15 protein-coding genes are annotated in these 16,515 nt (G+C 67.9%); 6 read left to right on the top strand and 9 right to left on the bottom strand.

Annotated elements, in window-relative coordinates; translation table 11 throughout:
• Positions 1-56: 56 nt before the first annotated feature.
• The gene (locus FSB78_RS12680; protein WP_242008254.1) at positions 57-734 is read left to right on the top strand and encodes an HAD family hydrolase; all 678 of its coding nucleotides are present in this window, start codon (positions 57-59) and stop codon (positions 732-734) included.
• Positions 735-837: 103 nt separating this feature from the next.
• Here FSB78_RS12680 and FSB78_RS12685 read toward each other — a convergent pair whose 3' ends face one another.
• From FSB78_RS12685 to FSB78_RS12695, 3 genes are all read right to left on the bottom strand, one after another.
• The gene (locus FSB78_RS12685) at positions 838-2,046 is read right to left on the bottom strand and encodes a DUF445 domain-containing protein (RefSeq protein WP_147084185.1); all 1,209 of its coding nucleotides are present in this window, start codon (positions 2,044-2,046) and stop codon (positions 838-840) included.
• A gap of 98 nt (positions 2,047-2,144) precedes the next feature.
• A complete protein-coding gene (locus FSB78_RS12690; RefSeq protein ID WP_147082981.1) occupies positions 2,145-5,351 on the bottom strand; it encodes an efflux RND transporter permease subunit in 3,207 nt (1,068 codons plus the stop codon).
• A gap of 4 nt (positions 5,352-5,355) precedes the next feature.
• Positions 5,356-6,537 carry an efflux RND transporter periplasmic adaptor subunit gene (locus tag FSB78_RS12695; RefSeq protein ID WP_147082982.1) on the bottom strand — a complete coding sequence of 394 codons (1,182 nt, stop codon included), beginning with the start codon at positions 6,535-6,537 and terminating at the stop codon, positions 5,356-5,358.
• Between the two features lie 209 nt (positions 6,538-6,746).
• Between FSB78_RS12695 and FSB78_RS12700 the strand changes: the two genes are divergently transcribed.
• The gene (locus FSB78_RS12700; protein WP_147082983.1) at positions 6,747-7,484 is read left to right on the top strand and encodes an SIMPL domain-containing protein; all 738 of its coding nucleotides are present in this window, start codon (positions 6,747-6,749) and stop codon (positions 7,482-7,484) included.
• A gap of 195 nt (positions 7,485-7,679) precedes the next feature.
• Here the strand turns inward: FSB78_RS12700 and FSB78_RS12705 are convergent, their stop codons facing one another.
• From FSB78_RS12705 to FSB78_RS12715, 3 genes are all read right to left on the bottom strand, one after another.
• Positions 7,680-7,937, bottom strand: coding sequence for a GlsB/YeaQ/YmgE family stress response membrane protein (locus FSB78_RS12705; protein ID WP_147082984.1), 258 nt, complete (start codon positions 7,935-7,937; stop codon positions 7,680-7,682).
• Positions 7,938-8,030: 93 nt separating this feature from the next.
• A complete protein-coding gene (gene sciP, locus FSB78_RS12710) occupies positions 8,031-8,330 on the bottom strand; it encodes a CtrA inhibitor SciP (RefSeq protein ID WP_147082985.1) in 300 nt (99 codons plus the stop codon).
• 103 nt (positions 8,331-8,433) lie between these two features.
• Positions 8,434-8,661, bottom strand: coding sequence for a hypothetical protein (locus tag FSB78_RS12715; protein WP_199743177.1), 228 nt, complete (start codon positions 8,659-8,661; stop codon positions 8,434-8,436).
• Between the two features lie 177 nt (positions 8,662-8,838).
• On the opposite strand from FSB78_RS12715, the gene mnmA reads away from it, so the two are divergent.
• Both mnmA and FSB78_RS12725 read left to right on the top strand, forming a co-directional pair.
• Positions 8,839-9,945: a tRNA 2-thiouridine(34) synthase MnmA gene (gene mnmA / locus FSB78_RS12720; RefSeq protein WP_147082986.1), complete on the top strand. Its 1,107-nt coding sequence runs from the start codon at positions 8,839-8,841 to the stop codon at positions 9,943-9,945.
• On the top strand, positions 9,942-10,193 hold the full coding sequence (locus FSB78_RS12725) for a UvrB/UvrC motif-containing protein (protein ID WP_147082987.1): 252 nt from the start codon (positions 9,942-9,944) through the stop codon (positions 10,191-10,193). Before mnmA ends, FSB78_RS12725 begins: the two co-directional genes overlap by 4 nt.
• A gap of 94 nt (positions 10,194-10,287) precedes the next feature.
• Here FSB78_RS12725 and FSB78_RS12730 read toward each other — a convergent pair whose 3' ends face one another.
• From FSB78_RS12730 to pdxH, 3 genes are read right to left on the bottom strand one after another with little or no spacing between them, the layout of a single operon-like run.
• A complete protein-coding gene (locus tag FSB78_RS12730; RefSeq protein WP_147082988.1) occupies positions 10,288-11,082 on the bottom strand; it encodes a PhzF family phenazine biosynthesis protein in 795 nt (264 codons plus the stop codon).
• A 10-nt stretch (positions 11,083-11,092) separates the two neighbouring features.
• Complete coding sequence (locus FSB78_RS12735) at positions 11,093-12,040, bottom strand: cation diffusion facilitator family transporter (protein ID WP_147082989.1); 948 nt, start codon at positions 12,038-12,040, stop codon at positions 11,093-11,095.
• Positions 12,037-12,615 carry a pyridoxamine 5'-phosphate oxidase gene (gene pdxH / locus FSB78_RS12740; RefSeq protein WP_147082990.1) on the bottom strand — a complete coding sequence of 193 codons (579 nt, stop codon included), beginning with the start codon at positions 12,613-12,615 and terminating at the stop codon, positions 12,037-12,039. The genes FSB78_RS12735 and pdxH overlap by 4 nt, the downstream gene beginning before the upstream one ends.
• Before the next feature lie 211 nt (positions 12,616-12,826).
• On the opposite strand from pdxH, the gene ku reads away from it, so the two are divergent.
• Positions 12,827-13,690 (top strand): non-homologous end joining protein Ku, encoded by an 864-nt coding sequence (gene ku / locus FSB78_RS12745; RefSeq protein ID WP_147082991.1) that lies wholly within the window; start codon positions 12,827-12,829, stop codon positions 13,688-13,690.
• A 123-nt stretch (positions 13,691-13,813) separates the two neighbouring features.
• Complete coding sequence (gene ligD, locus FSB78_RS12750) at positions 13,814-16,378, top strand: DNA ligase D (RefSeq protein WP_147082992.1); 2,565 nt, start codon at positions 13,814-13,816, stop codon at positions 16,376-16,378.
• Positions 16,379-16,515: the final 137 nt, after the last annotated feature.

The following is a 16,515-nucleotide window of genomic DNA, read 5'->3' on the forward strand; positions in this document are numbered from 1 at the left end:
CACCTTTGCGGCAAAGTCGCTGGATCGGCAAGGCGAATGCGGCGTAAGCCGAACCGATGACCACACGCCTCGCCATTTACGACATGGACAAGACGATCACGCACGCGCCCACCTGGACGCCGTTCCTGATCCACACCGCGAAAAACAGCGCGCCCTGGCGGCTCGCACTCATCCCGTTCGCCGGCTTTGCCGCCGCCGGATACGTCGCGCGCCTCATCAGCCGCGGCCGGCTGAAATATGTGATGCAGCGGATGATGCTGGGCAAGCACATGTCCGAAGCGGCCGAACGCCGCGCGGCAGAGGCGTTCGCCGACCGGGTGATGGCCGACCGCGTGTTCGCGGGCGCGCTGGCGCGGATCGCGGCGGACCGCGCGGCAGGCTACCGGCTGGTGATGGCGACCGCGTCGTACCGTTTCTATGTCGAGGCGATCGCCGAGCGACTGGGCTTCGACGCGGTCATCGGGACCGAAAGCCTGCGCAGCGCCGATGGCCGGCTGCTCGCGGGGATCGACGGCGAGAATTGCTATGGCCCGGCGAAACTGCGGATGATCGAGGCGTGGATGGCGCGCGAGGGGATCGCGCGGAAGGATGCGCATGTGCGCTTCTATTCCGACCATGTGTCCGACGCGCCGACCTTCGCCTGGGCGGACGAACCGTTCGCGGTCAATGCGCACGGACCGCTGAAGCTGCTCGCCGCGGCGAAGGGGTGGCCGATGCCGGATTGGGAGCGGTAGGCCGCCGCCCCTTCGTCATCCCGGGCTCGTCCCGGGATCCAGGGTTACGGGCGACACCGCTTGTGGCTCTGGATGCCGGGACGAGCCCGGCATGACGGGCGGATTATAAAGCCAGATCCACCGTGTGGATCACCAGTCCGACCAGCCCGCCGACCAGAGTCCCGTTGACCCGGATATACTGCAGATCCCGCCCCACCGCATTCTCCAGCCGGCGCGTGATCGTGTCCGCATCCCAGCCGCGCACCGTTTCCGACACAAGGCGGACGATGCCGTCGCCATAATCCGCCGCGATCCCGACGATCGAGCGGCGCACGAAGCGGTTGATCGTGTGCGACAGCCGCACGTCGCGCTGCAGCGTCTCGCCGAGCTGGCGCAGCAGGTCGCCGAGCTTCCCGTTCATCGCCCGCTCGGGATCGCGCGCGATCGCGAGCAGCGCGCCGCGCGCCTGTTCCCACAACCCGTCGAGCCAACGCTGCATCGCCGGGTTGTCGAGCAGCTCGTTCTTCATCGCCTCGACGCGCGCGCGGGCGCGGCGGTCGTGCTGCAGGTCCCAGGCGAGGCGGACCAGCCCTTCCTCGACGCGCAGCCGAAGCGGATGGTCGGGCTTGTCGACCATCTCGGCCAGCAATTTGTCGAGCCCGTCGATCAGCTTGTCCGCGACCGTGGTGTCGAGCCCGGTCCAGCGCAGGATCGACCCCGCGCGGTCGTGCACCATCGCGCGGATCAGATGGTCGTTCGACGCCAGCGCCTTCGCCGCCCAGCGGATCGCGGCGTCGAGCAGCGGCGTGTGGCGCCCCTCGGCGATCGCGGCGTTGAGCAGCTGCCCGAGGATCGGCGACACCTCGGTCTCGCGCAGCCGCGCGCCGATCCCCGCCTTCACCATCCCGCCGAGCCGCGCGGGGTCGAGCCCGTCGAGCACCTGCGCGACCATCTTCGACGCGCCCTGGCGGAAACGGCCGCCGGCACCCTCGGGCGGGTCGGTCAGCCACCGCGCGATCGCACCCGCGACGTCGAGCCGCCGAGTCCGCCTGGCGATCACGACGGGAATCAGGAAATTGTCGCGCAGGAACTGCGCGAGCGTGTCGCCGATCCGGTCCTTGTTGCGCGGGACGATCGCGGTGTGCGGGATCGGCAGGCCCAGCGGATGGCGGAACAAGGCGGTCACCGCGAACCAGTCGGCGAGGCCGCCGACCATCGCCGCCTCGGCAAAGGCGCGGACGAAGCCCCAGCCGGGGTGGACTGGTACCAGCGACCGGCTGACGAAGAACACCACCGCCATCAACAGCAGCAGCGCGGTCGCGACGATCCGCATCCTGACGAGTGCGGGCGGAGCGGCTTCGGCGGCCGGGCGCGCGCGGTAAAATGTCATGACCTGAACAATCCCCGAGCGCGGGGATTGTTCAAGCCCGATCATTCGGCGGGCTGCGTGCCGTCGCCCAGCTTGGGGGTGGCAGGCGCCAGCGCGGGGCGGACCGGCGGCCCCTCGATCACCGTGCCGGCGTCACCGGGCCGGTAGGTGATCAGCCGGCTGCCCAGCCGCCGCCCGATCGCGCGCTCGACGCCCACCGCCAGGCTGAACCCTGCCGGCACGATCAGCAGCGTCAGCAACGTCGACAGCGTCAGCCCGCCGATCACGGTCACGCTCATCGGCGCGCGGAACGATCCGTCGCCGGTGATCGACAGCGCGGTCGGGATCATCCCCGCGACCATCGCGACCGTGGTCATGACGATCGGCAGCGCGCGCTTGTGCCCGGCGTCGAGGATCGCCTCGAACTTGGGCACGCCGTGCGCCATCTGCTCGAGCGCGAAATCGACCAGCAGGATCGAGTTCTTGGCGACGATGCCGAGCAGCATCAACAGTCCGATATAGACCGCCAGCGACACCGACATCCCCGCGACCCACAGCGCCAGGCACGCGCCCAGCGGTGCCAGGAACAGCGAGCCCAGGTTGACGAACGGCGGCAGGAAGCGGCGATAGAGCAGCACCAGCACGGCGAAGAGCAGGAAGAAGCCCGACGTCACCGCGATGACGATGTTGGTGACCAGCTCGGCCTGCATCTTCGACTGGCCGACGCTCAGCCGGCTGACGCCGATCGGCAGATGCTGCACCGAATAGAGTGCATCGATCTGCTTCTGCGCGTCGCCCTGCTTGACGCCCTGCGACAGGTCGGCGCCGATCGTCAGCTTGCGCTGCTGCGCGTTGCGGTCGATCTGCGTCGGGCCGGCGCCGAAGCCGATTTCGGCGACGACCTTCAGCGGCACCGAACCGCCGGTCGACGTCGTCACCGGCAGGTTCTCGATCGTCGACAGCCGCTCGCGTGCGTTCTCGGCAAGCGCCACGCGGATCGGGATCTGGCGGTCGCTCAGCGAGAAGCGCGCGCTGTTCTGGTCGATGTCGCCCAAAGTCGCGATCCGGATCGCGTTGGACAGCGCGCTGGTGGTCACGCCCAGATCGGCGGCGAGGTCCATCCGCGGACGGATCACGATCTCGGGGCGTTGCAGCCCGCCTTCGGTGCGCGGCGCCTGCAACGACCGCAGCTTCGCCATCTCCGCGACGATGCCGTCGGCGGTCTTTACCAGCAGCGCGGGGTCGTCGCCGCCCAGCGTCAGGCTGATGTCGCGCGTGCTGCCGCCCCAGCCATTCTGGTTCTGGAACGAGACGCGCGCGTCGGGGATCAGCGCGAGCTGCGGTGCGAGGCCGCGTTCGAACTCCACGCTGGTCTGTTTGCGATCGTCGGCAAGCTGCGCGGTCACCCGGCCGCGACCGACGAACGCCCGCTGATAGACCGAGGTCACGATCGGCTTCTGCTGCGCGAGCAGGTTGGCGACGCGTGTCGTCACGGCCTCGCTCTGCTCGAGCGTCGAGCCCGGCGGCATGTCGATCGTCACCGTGCTGCGATCATTGTCCTGCTGCGGCTGGAACTCCTGCGGCAGCTGCATGAAGATCGCGACGGTCGCGATCAGCGCGGCGATGCTGACCAGCACGATGTAGAACCGGTGGTCGAACATCCGCGCGAAGACCCGCCGGATGCCGCCCTTGGCCCGCGCGCGCGCGACGCCCGATTCGTCGAGCGTCCAGCGCAGCACGCGCATATAGGTCCGCATCACCCGCCCGTCGGGCGCGTCGCCATGCCCGAACGGCTTCAGGAAATAGGCCGCGATCATCGGCGTGATCAGGCGCGCGACCGCGAGGCTCATCAGCACCGAGGCGACCACGGTCAGCCCGAAATTCTTGAAGAACTGGCCCGAAATCCCCGGCATCACCGACACCGGCAGGAACACCGCGACGATCGACATCGTCGTCGCCAGCACCGCCAGGCCGATCTCGTCGGCGGCATCGATCGACGCCTGATAGGCGGTCTTGCCCATCTTCATGTGCCGCACGATGTTTTCAATCTCGACGATCGCATCGTCGACCAGCACACCTGCGACCAGGCTCAGCGCCAGCAACGTCATGCCGTTCAGGCTAAACCCCATCAGGTCCATGAACCAGAAGGTCGGGATCGCCGACAAGGGAATCGCGAGCGCCGAGATCATCGTCGTGCGCCAGTCGCGCAGGAACAGCCACACCACGACCACCGCGAGCACCGCGCCCTCGATCATCGCGTGGATCGCGGTCTCATATTCCTGTTCGGTATATTTGACGCTGGTCGACAGCAGCTGGAACTTGACGCTCGGGTTGCGGACCTCGAGCTCCTTCAGCTTCTTTTCCGCCTCGTTGAACACGGTGACATCGGACGCGCCCTTGGAGCGCTTGAAGTTGAAGCTGACGACCTGGTGGCCGTTGAACGCCGACAGCGAGGTGCGCTCGGCATAAAGGTCGCGGACGTCGGCGATGTCGGAAATGCGGATCGTCCGGCCGGCGCCGACGCTGATCTGCGTCTGGCCCAGCGTGTACGCGTCACGCGCGTTGCCGAGCACGCGGACCGCCTGTTGCGATCCCGCGATCTCGGCCTTGCCGCCGGTCGCGTTGAGGTTGACCGCGCGCAGCACCGCGTTGATCGCGTTGGCGGTCAGCCCCTGCGCCTGCAGCTTCACGGGATCGAGGATCACGCGGATCTCGCGGTTGACACCGCCGTTGCGCTCGACGCCGCCCATCCCGGGAATCGAGAGCAGTTCCTTGCTGACGGTATCGTCGATGTACCAGCTCAGCTGCTCGACGGTCATGTCGCTGGTGATCGCGGAGAAGTTGGCGATGTCGTTGTCGGTGGTGTCGACGCGGCCGATCTGCGGCTCGAGGATGCCGTCGGGAAGATCGCTGCGGATCTGCGTGATCGCGTCGCGCAGGTCGTTGACCGCGCGGTCGATCGGCGCGCCGATCTTGAGCTGCACGACGGTCTGCGAGCTGCCCTCGGTCACAGTCGAGCGAATCTCGTCGATCCCCTGCAACGTGCGCGCGGCGGCCTCGACCCGCTTGGTGACCTGCGTCTCGAGCTCGCTCGGCGCGGCGCCGGGCTGGCTGATCTGGACATAGGCGACGGGAAAATCGATGTCGGGGTCGTTGTTGACGTCCATCCGCATGAAACTGACGATCCCCGCCAGCGTCAGCGCCAGGAACAGCACGATCGGCGGGACCGGGTTCCGGATCGACCAGGCGGAGATGTTGCGGAAGTTCACGGGGTCAGCCTCCCATCTTCTGGACGACCGGCTTGACCTTCTGACCCGGCGTCAGGAAGGCCGCGGCTGCCATCACGACGCGCTCGGTACCGGCGAGCCCGCTCTTCACCGACACGCCTGCATCGGTCGTCTGCCCGACGACGATGTCGCGGCGCACCGCCTTGTTCGCGGCGTCGAGAATATACACGAAATTGCCGCGCGTGTCGCTCTGCACCGCCGATTCGGGGAGCAGAGGCGCCGCGCTCGATCCGCCATGGATCGTCGCCGATGCGAATCCGCCCGGTCGCAGGGCGGTGTTATAGGACAGCGCGACGCGGGCGATGCCCTGGCGCGTGGCCGGATCGATGATCGGCGAGACCTGCCACACCTCGCCCGCGAAGCTCTGCGTCGAGCCGACCGGCGTCACCGTGGCGCGCGCGCCGGCGCGCAAACCGGCGAGATCGCTCTCGCTCATCAGCGCGCGCAGCTCCATCTGGCCGCCCATCGCCATGCGGAACAGCACGCCCGAGCCCGAGCTGACGATCTGGCCCGGCTCGACCCCGCGGGTGAGCACCAGCCCGGCGGCGGGCGCGCGGATGTCGAGCCGGCCGTTGCGCGCCCGCGCCTCGGCGAGCGTCGCCTGCGCGACCTTGACGCGCGCCGCGGCGGCGTCGCGGGTCGCGGCCTTGCGCTGCAGGTCGGCCTTCGAAATGAAGCCGCGATCGACGAGCTGCTGGGCGCGGTCGAGTTCGGCCTGCGCGATCGATTCGTCTGAGCGCGCCACGTTGACCGACGCCGCCAGGCTCGCCGCGGTCTGCACCTGCACCGACCGGTCGACCATCGCCAGCACCTGGCCGGCGGCGACCCACTGGCCCGGCTCGACCAGCACGCGCGTCACCATCCCGCCCTCGCCCGCGACGCCGACCGGCATCTCGCGCCGCGCCGCCAGCGTGCCGGTGGTCGAGATCGTCCGGTCGATCGTCTGGCGGCCGGGCACGACGACGGTCACGCTGGGGACGCTTTCGGTGACCGGGCCGGCGGGTGCGGCCTTCTTGTGGCCGAACGCATAGACGGCGATTGCGATCACCAGCACCGCGATGATCGCGGCGATGACGATATTGCGGCGCCGGTTGGACGGCGGCGGGGTCAGATCGTCCAGCAGCACCTGTTCGTCACCGCCGCTGATCGTCTTGGTCTCGTAATTCATGCGCGTCGCCATCCCCGTCCGAATCGTGGCGCTCGACACCCGTCGCCGCCGCGATCCCCAACTGTGTTATCTGAATAGGTCACCGCGCTCAAGCCCCCCGGCCGGCGCTTGCCGATGACATGCAACGGAATCGGCGCCGCCACAACGTTCAGCTTGCGTTGACCTCGGATCGTCGAAAGCCGCATGTACCGTGTTCCTGGGAGAGCCATATGAAGACTGCATCCATTCTCGGCGCGTTTGCCGCCCTGCCCCTGACCACCCTGGCGACTATCGCGAGCGCGCAGACCGCGCCGAGCGTCGCCCCGATGGTGCCCGCCACCGGCACCGTGCTCGACGTGACTGCGGAGGGCCGCACCACGCGCGTGCCCGACCTGGCGACGATCCGCGCCGGCGTCGTCAGCCAGTCGCCGACCGCCGCCGCCGCGCTCGCGGACAATGCACAGCGCATGGCCAAGGTGATGGCGGCGTTGAAGCGCGCCGGCGTCGCCCCGCGCGACATCGCGACCGCGACGGTCGGGCTCAGCCCGCAATATCGCTATGCCGACAACCAGCCGCCGGTGATCACCGGCTACCAGGCCACCAACAGCGTCAGCGTGCGCTTCCGCGACGTCGCGAAATCGGGTGCGATCCTCGATGCGCTGGTCGGCGAGGGCGCGAACCAGATCGACGGGCCGAACCTGTCGATCGACCAGCCCGACCAGGCACTCGACGAAGCCCGCGCGGATGCGGTCAAGCGCGCGCGGGCGCGGGCTGAACTGTACGCGAAGGCGGCCGGGATGCGCGTGACGCGGATCGTGTCGATCGCGGAGAATGGCGAGAATGCGGGCGGATCGCCGCCGCCGGTGGTGTACATGGCCCGCGCATCCATGGCCAAGGACAGCACGCAGATTGCCGCCGGCGAGAAGGACGTGACGGTGACGCTGTCGGTCCGGTTCCTGCTCGACTGAGACGTTCGGGGTCGGGACAGTTCCCCCCCCGTTCGCCCTGAGCGAAGTCGAAGGGCATGCCCCGAACGCAGGTGCTTCGACTGCGCTCAGCACGAACGGAATTGGGGCCCGCGTGGTATGCCGGAACCGTCAAACACAAAAAAAGGGCCGCCCGATCGCTCGGGCGGCCCTTCTTTTCGTACCGGATGCGACCGCTTAGCGGACGCTACCGCGGCGCACGAGGTTCACGATCGCGAGCAGGATGATCGCGCCGATCAGCGACACGATGAACGAGGTCAGCGTGAGCGGTGCGCTGTTGATCGAACCACCCGACAGGATCAGGCCGCCGATGAACGCGCCGACGATGCCGACGACGATGTTCAGGAAGATGCCCTGCTGCCCGTCGGTCCGCATGATCATGCTGGCGATCCAGCCGATGACACCGCCGATGATCAGCCAAAGAATGAGACCCATTTTACTTCCCTCCGTTAGCCCGTGTGATGGGCGACGGCGAAAAGACGAGCGAGCAGGGTTTTTTGTTCCGCTACCGTTTTAACCTTTGATGCCTCAATATTTTTGCTGGCGTTCGTACAGCGACTTGTAGTGCTGGATCCGCGTCACGCGCAGCCCCGGCATGCCCGAGCGATCGATCGCGCGCTGCCAGCTGGCGAACTCCTCGACCGTCAGGCCGTACCGCGCGCAGACGTCGTCGACCGACAACAGCCCGCCGTTCACCGCGGCGACCACTTCGGCCTTGCGGCGCACCACCCACCGCGTCGTGCTCGGCGGCGGCAGGGATTCCAGCGTCAGCTGCTCGCCCAGGGGGCCGATCACTTTGCCGGGACGAATTTTCTGATTCTCGATCATGTACAACCTCTGATCGGGGCGGGGGGCCCCCTCTCGCTACGCAGGATCGGCACATAAGGGCCGGGCTTGAAGATCGCCTGAAACGCGACGGTAAACGGGGTCTTCATTCCTCCTTCCACCGGATCAGCATCGCCGCCATCGGCCCGTTGAACGCGCCATGCAGCGGCGCGAACAATTTGGGATCGGGCTCGCCGCGCGCGAAGCCCGCCTGCACCACCGCCGTGTGGCTCGCCGCTTGTCGCGCGGCGATACCGACGATCAGCACGGCGAGATCACCCGGAAGCACGGTGAGCTCGACGTCACGATCGAAACGGGGAAAACTCAGGTCCAAACGCTCTACTCTCTCGCTCTAATGTCTTAGCGCCATCCTCGGCAGACCCACCTTGTAGGCCCGAGGGAATGAAAGCCGGGTAAAGCCCGGTGCAAGAGTTCGTGAACCTGTCGCTTTTTTCCAATTCTTCGTCGCATTTTTGCATCCAACGGGCGCAACGCCTATGTGGTCGGCATCATGGACCAGGTGGATTTTCAACTCGGCGACCCCGTCTCGTCGCGCCGCATCGTCGTCGCGATGTCGGGCGGCGTCGACAGTTCGGTGGTCGCGGCGCTCGCGGCGGCGACCGGCGCCGAGACGATCGGCGTGACGCTGCAGCTCTACGACCACGGCGAGGCGGTCGGCCGCGCCGGCTCGTGCTGCGCCGGACGCGACATCCGCGACGCGCGCGCGGTCTGCGACCGGCTGGGCATCGCGCATTACGTGTTCGACCACGAGACGAGCTTTCGCGAACAGGTCGTCGACCGCTTCGCCGACGAATATCTTGCCGGCCGGACCCCGATCCCCTGCGTCCAGTGCAACATGGGTCCCAAATTCACCGACCTGCTGAAGCTCGCGCGCGATCTCGGCGCGGATTGCCTCGCGACCGGGCATTACGTGCAGCGACTCGAAGGCGCGACGGGGGCCGAACTCCACCGCGGCGCAGACCCTGCGCGCGACCAGAGCTATTTCCTGTTCGCGACCACGCAAGCCCAGCTCGACTATCTGCGCTTCCCGCTCGGCGCGCTGCCGAAGGCGCGGGTGCGCGAGATCGCCGCCGAACTCGGCCTCGGCGTCGCGGCGAAGCCCGACAGCCAGGACATCTGCTTCGTCCCCGACGGCGACTATGCGGGCCTCGTCAAGAAACTGCGCCCCGACGCCGACACCGCGGGCGACATCGTCGACCTGGGCGGCGCGAAACTCGGCGCGCACAAGGGGCTGATCCACTTCACCGTCGGCCAGCGCCGCGGACTCGAGATCGGGGGCACGCCCGAACCGCTCTACGTCGTGCGGCTGGAACCCGAGACCAAGCGCGTCGTGGTCGGCCCCAGGCGCGCGCTGGCGATCGAGGCGGCGCGACTGACCGACCTCAACTGGCTCGGCGGCGAGTTCGACGGGCCGCTGTCCGTCAAGGTCCGCTCGATGGCGAAGCCGGTCCCGGCGCGGCTGGTCGGCGACCGCGTGGTGTTCGACGCGCCGGAATATGGCGTCGCGCCGGGCCAGGCCGCGGTGCTCTATGCGGAATCGCGCGTGCTCGGCGGCGGCTGGATCGCCGAGACCGAAGCCGCGATGCTCGCGGCATGACCGATATCGAGGCCCTGCGCCGCCAGATGGAAGCCGCCGCCGACGCGCTCGACTTCGAGACGGCGAAGCGGTTGCGCGACCAGATCAGCGTGCTGCGCGGCGGCGGCGAGGTCGCCGACACCGAAGGCCTGACGCGGCAACAGCCCGGCGCGATGGGGCTCGGCACCAGCCAGCAACGCGTCGTCCCGCCCGATGGCTGGGTGAAACCGAAGAAGCCCGATCCGATGACCAAGGGGCGGAAGCGCTAATCCGTCGTCATCCCGGGCTCGTCCCGGGATCCAGGGTTACCGGGCGCAGCGTTCGTGGCCCTGGATCCCGGGACGAGCCCGGGATGACGGGGGGTTACGGCAGCAGGAACGTGCCTTCGATCACCGTCACGCACGCGCCGCTCAGGATCACCCGGTCGCCGTCGAGCCTACAGCCCAGCCGCCCGCCGCGCGCGCTCGCCTGGAACGCGCTGAACTGCGTGCGCCCGAGCGTCTCGGCCCAATAGGGCACCATCACCGCATGCGCCGAGCCCGTCACCGGATCCTCGGGAATCGCGTAGAAGGGCGTGAACACGCGGCTGACGATATCGGTCGCCCTGCCCTTCGCCGCGACGATCGCGACGATCGGCATCGTGCCCAGCACCGCCATGTCGGGCGCCAGGTCGCGGACGATCTGCTCGTCGTCGGCGATCACCAGCGCATAGCCCTTGTCGTGCCACAAGGCCGCGACCGGCGCCGCGATCCCCAGCGCCGCGGCGATCTCGGGCAGCGGTTTCGGCGCTGGCACCCAGGCGGGCAGCGCGAGCGTATAGCCGGTGTCCGCGCGCGCGACCTCCAGCACGCCTGCCTGCCGCGTCGCGAACCGCACTCGGTCGAGCGCGGTGTCCGACGCCAGCACGAAATGCCCGCTCGCCAGCGTCGCATGGCCGCACAGCGCGACCTCGGCCGACGGCGTGAACCAGCGCAGCTCGAATTCGACGTCGTCGCGGTCGGAAGCGACCAGGAACGCGGTCTCGCTGATGTTGTTCTCCTGCGCGATCGCCTGCAGCACCGCGTCGTCGAGCCAGGCCGACAGTGGCATCACCGCGGCCGGATTGCCCGTGAACGGCGCACCCGCGAACGCATCGATCTGCGCGAAGGGAATCCTCATATCGTCCGTCCTAGATGCGCTTGCCGAACCAGTGTGGGGTGACGTCGGCCTCGACCAGCGGGTTGTCGGTGTCGACATGGCCCTCGGGATCGAGGTGGATCAGCACTTCGACCTTGGGGAACATCGTGCGCAGATTGCGCTCGACACCCTCGACGATGTCGTGCGCGGCGCCGACGGTCAGGTCGCGCGACACCTCCATGTGGAACTGCGCGAAGTCGTGGCTGCCCGAGCGCCGGGTGCGGAAGTCGTGGATGCCCTTGAGGCCGGGCTGGCGCGCGGCGACGTCGAGGAACTGCTGGCGCAACTCCTCGGGCCATTCCTTGTCCATCAGCTGGTCGATCGCGTTCGACGACGCCGAGAACGCGCCCCAGGCGAGCCACAGCGCAATGATGATGCCGAAGATCGGATCCGCGCCGCTCCACCCCAGATACTGGTCGAGCACCAGCGCGACGATCACCGATCCGTTGAGCAGCACGTCGGACTGGTAATGGACGTTGTCGGCGAGGATCGCGACCGATCCGGTCTCGCGGATGATGCGCCGCTGATAGGCAAGCAGGAAGATCGTCGCGACGATCGCGATCATCGACACGCCGATGCCGAATTCGGCGCCCGTCGTGGGCCCTGGATTGCGGAGCGCGACGATTGCGCGCCATGCGATCGCGCCCGCCGATGCGGTGATCAGCATGACCTGGAACAGCGCCGCCAGCGCCTCCGCCTTGCCGTGGCCGAAGCGATGGTCGTGATCCGCCGGCGTCGCGGCGAGCCGCACGCCGTACAAGGTCACGAGGCTGGCGAGCAGGTCGAGCGCGGTATCGGCGAGCGAGCCGAGCATCGCGACCGAGCCCGTAGACCACGCCGCGAACCCTTTGAGCAGCAGCAGGAAACACGCCATCGCGACGCTGGCGAGCGCTGCGCGCGTCGCCAGCGGAATGATCCGGCGGCGTTCGTCGTTCGTCATGGGTACAGCTGCCCTTCACTCCAACCTTCGCCGTCCCGCACGAACAGCCGACGTTCGTGCAGCCGGTGCGCGCGGTCCTGCCAGAATTCTATCCGGGCAGGCACGATCCGATATCCACCCCAATGCGGCGGGCGCGACACGTCCTTGCCGTCGAACCGCGCGGTCATTTCTGCGAAGCGTGCCTCGAACGTCGCGCGCGCATCGAGCGGCCGCGACTGTTCGGACGCCCAGGCGCCAAGCTGCGAGTCGCGCCCGCGCGACGCGAAATAGGCGTCGGACTCGGCATCGCTCGCCAGCTCGACCGCGCCTTCGATACGGATCTGCCGGCGCAGCGACTTCCAGTGGAAGAGCAGCGACGCATGCGGGTTCGCGGCCAGGTCGCCCGCCTTGCGGCTCTCGCGGTTGGTGTAGATCACGAAGCCGCGCGGATCATGGCCCTTGAGCAGCACCATCCGCACCGACGGTCGCCCCGCCGCATCCGCGGTCGCCAGCGCCACCGCATTGGGATCATTGGGTTCGCTGGTCTTGGCCTCGGCGTACCAGGAGTCGAACAGCGCGAAGGGATCGTCTGACATGCCGATCCCATAGCCGACCTTGGCGGTTCGCGAAACCTAACTCCCCTCCCTGGAAGGGAGGGGTTGGGGGTGGGTCGCTTTCCGGACCAGTGCTCTGCCAGACAACGGGCCAACCCACCCCCAGCCCCTCCCTTCCAGGGAGGGGAGCAGAGGCGGCGGAACGACTCAGCCCGCCGATGATTGAATCGGTTCCGCAACGAAGGATACCGCTTTGGCCGCACGCGCATATTGGCAGGGACAGATTCGGCTCGCGCTGGTCTCGATCCCCGTCGAGATCTATTCGGCGACCAAGAGCGGCGCGCAGATCAGCTTCAAGCAGATCCACGAGCCGTCGGGCCAGCCGATCCACTACGACAAGGTCGTTACCGGAGTCGGCCCGGTCGACGCCGACGAGATCATGAAGGGCTACGAGATCTCGAAGGGCGAATATGTCCTGCTCGAACAGGACGAGATCGATGCGGTGAAGCTCGAATCGAAGAAGACGCTCGAGCTCACCCAGTTCGTCGACGCGAGCGAGATCGACGTGCTCTACTACGAGAAGCCCTATTTCGTCGTCCCCGCCGACGACCTCGCCGAAGAGGCCTTCATCGTGCTGCGCGAGGCGCTGCGCCGCACCAAGAAGGTGGGCCTGGGCCAGCTGGCGATGCGCGGCCGCGAATATGTCGTCAGCCTGAAGCCGTGCGGGCGCGGTATGGTGCTCGAGACGCTGCGCTACGCCGACGAGGTGCACAAGGCGCAGGGCTATTTCCGCGAGATCCCCGACGACAAGCCCGACGACGAGCTGCTCGACCTCGCCGAAGCGTTGATCGACAAGCGCACCGCGGCGTTCCACCCGCAGGAATTCCACGACCGCTATGTCGACGCGCTGAAGGACCTGATCGAACGCAAGCGCAAGGCGAACGGCAAGAAGATCATCGAGGACAAGGGGGAAGCGCGCTCGGGGTCGAACGTGGTCGATCTGATGGCGGCGTTGAAGAAGTCGATGGCGGCGAAGGAGCCGGCCAAGGCAGCGGAGAAGAAGACACCGGCGAAGAAGACGCCCGCTAAGCGCGCCCCGGGGAAGAAGCGTGCATAATACACTTCTTCCCCCCTCCCGCTCGCGGGAGGGGCCGGGGGTGGGCTCGCGCCATCCGCGTCAGCTCTCGTCGAGAGCGCGAGCCCACCCCCTGCCCCCTCCCGCGAGCGGTAGGGGAATGCAGTGACCGTCGATCCCCTCGCCCTCTACAACGCCAAGCGCGACTTCGCGAAGACCGCCGAACCCGCCGGCACGCTGGCCCCGGGCAACGGCAACAGCTTCATGGTCCAGAAGCACGACGCGACGCGCCTCCACTGGGACTTCCGGCTCGAGATCGACGGCGTCCTGAAAAGCTGGGCCGTCACCCGCGGCCCCAGTCTCGATCCCGACGAGAAGCGCCTCGCGGTACGCACCGAGGATCACCCGCTGTCCTACGCGACGTTCGAGGGGACGATCCCCAAGGGCGAATATGGTGGCGGCACAGTGATGCTGTGGGACCGCGGCACCTGGTCGCCGATCAAGCGCAAGTCGGCCAAGGACCTGGACAAGGGTCATCTCCACTTCGTCCTCGATGGCGAGCGGATGAAAGGCGAATGGCTCCTCATCCGCTTGAAACCGCGCGCGAAGGAGAAGCGCGAGAACTGGCTGCTCCGGAAAATCGGCGATGCCGAGGCCGGCGGGACCGACACGCTGGTCGAGGAGGCGCTGACCAGCGTCGCGACCGGGCGGACAATGGTGGAGATCGAGGAGGGGAAGAAGGCGAAGGCCAAGCGCAAAGCGAAACCAAAACCCTCTTCGTCATCCCAGCGAAGGCTGGGATCTCGCGTGGCAGGCGCGAAACATGAGCCGCAGGAGACCCCAGCCTTCGCTGGGGTGACGAAGAAGGCGGCGGCGAAGAAGGAGTCGGTGACGAAGGGGGGGACGACGAAGAAGGGCGCGGGCAAGCTCCCCCCCTTCCAGGAACTCCAGCTCTGCACCCTCGTCGACGCCGTTCCCACCGGCACCGCCTGGCTGCACGAGGTCAAATATGACGGCTACCGCACGCTCGTGTCGGTCGCGAACGGCACGGCGAAGGTCTTCACCCGCTCGGGCCTCGACTGGACCGACAAGTTCCCCGGGATCGCCGCCGCCGCCGCCAAACTCCCGGTCAAATCCGCGCTGATCGACGGCGAGATCGTCGCGTTCAAGGATGGTCAGCCCGATTTCTCGACGCTCAAGGACGCGATCTCCACCAACGGCGCGATGACGATGTTCGCGTTCGACCTGCTCGCGCTCGACGGCGAGGACCTGACCGGCCTCGCCAACCTCGACCGCAAGGCTCGGCTGGAACCGTTGATCGACGGCAGCGACGAGGCCTTGCGCTATTCCGACCACGTCATCGGCGCGGGCGAGCAATTGTTCGAGACGATGTGCCGCGAGGGGCTGGAAGGCATCGTCTCCAAACGCGCCGACGCGCCCTATCTGGGCAAGCGGACCAAGGCGTGGCTCAAGGTCAAATGCATCCGCCGCCAGGAATTCGTGATCGTCGGCTGGCTCCCCTCGGACAAGACACGCGGGTTCAAGTCGCTGCTGCTCGGCGTCAACGGCCCGGACGGCTATATCTATGCGGGCAAGGTCGGCACCGGGTTCGACCAGGCGCTGATGACCGAGCTGCGCGAGAAGCTCGACGCGCTCGCCCGCAAGACCCCGACCGTGGATGCGCCCAAGGCGGCGGTGCGCGGCGCACGCTGGGTCACGCCGAAGCTCGTCGCCGAGGTCGCCTTCGCGGAAACGACGCCCGACGGCGTGCTCCGCCATTCGAGCTTCATCGGCCTGCGCGAGGACAAGGCGGCGAAGGACGTCGTCGCCGAGACCCCCGCCCCGCTTCCCGACGCGGCCGCGCCGGAGGTCACCGTCAAGGTCAGCAGCCGCGACCGCGTGATCTTCCCCGAATCCAACGTCACCAAGGGCGAACTCGCCGACTATTATGCTGCGGTCTCGGGGATCATGCTCCCCTGGACAGGCAACCGCCCGGTCAGCCTCGTCCGCTGCCCCCAAGGCCGCGCCCGCGCCTGCTTCTTCCAGAAGCACGACGCAGGCAGCTTCGGCGAGCAGGTCCACCAGGTCCCGATCCGCGAGAAGGACGGATCGACCGAGAACTACCTCTATGTCGACAGCGCCGACGGGCTGGTCGCGTGCGTGCAGATGGGCACGATCGAATTCCACGGCTGGGGCTCGAAGATCGACGACCTGGAAAAGCCCGACCGGCTGGTGTTCGACCTCGATCCCGACGAGGGCCTCGATTTCGAGGACACCAAGAAGGCCGCCGAGCATCTGAAGACGCAGCTTGCCGAACTGGGACTCGTCAGCTTCCCGCTGCTTTCTGGCGGCAAGGGCGTCCACGTCGTCGTCCCGCTGACGCCGGAGGCGGAATGGCCCGCGGTGAAGGATTTCGCCGATCGCTTCGCGCGCGCGCTCGCGTCCGCCGAGCCCGACCGCTTCGTCGCGGTGATGACCAAGGCCAAGCGGGTCGGCAAGATCTTCATCGATTACCTCCGCAACCAGCGCGGCAGCACGGCGATCATGCCCTATTCCGCACGCGCCCGCGCCGGCGCGCCGGTCGCGGCACCGGTATCGTGGACCGAACTGCGCGACATCGACACCGCCGCGAAGTGGAGCGTCCGCGATGCGGCGGAACTGATCGCGCGGGTCGGGTCGCCGGCGCTCAAGGGCTGGGGCATCGCGGATCAGGTGCTGCCGGACCTGTAAGCCTGAGGGCCTGCGTCACCCCGCCCCTTATTCGTCACCCCAGCGAAGGCTGGGGTCTCCCGCGGCTCCTGCCCCGCCCGAGCAACGGGAGATCCCAGCCTTCGCTGGGATGACGGGAGGATAGCGGGCAACGAACG

Source organism: Sphingomonas ginsenosidivorax, from assembly GCF_007995065.1.
Lineage (GTDB): Bacteria > Pseudomonadota > Alphaproteobacteria > Sphingomonadales > Sphingomonadaceae > Sphingomonas > Sphingomonas ginsenosidivorax.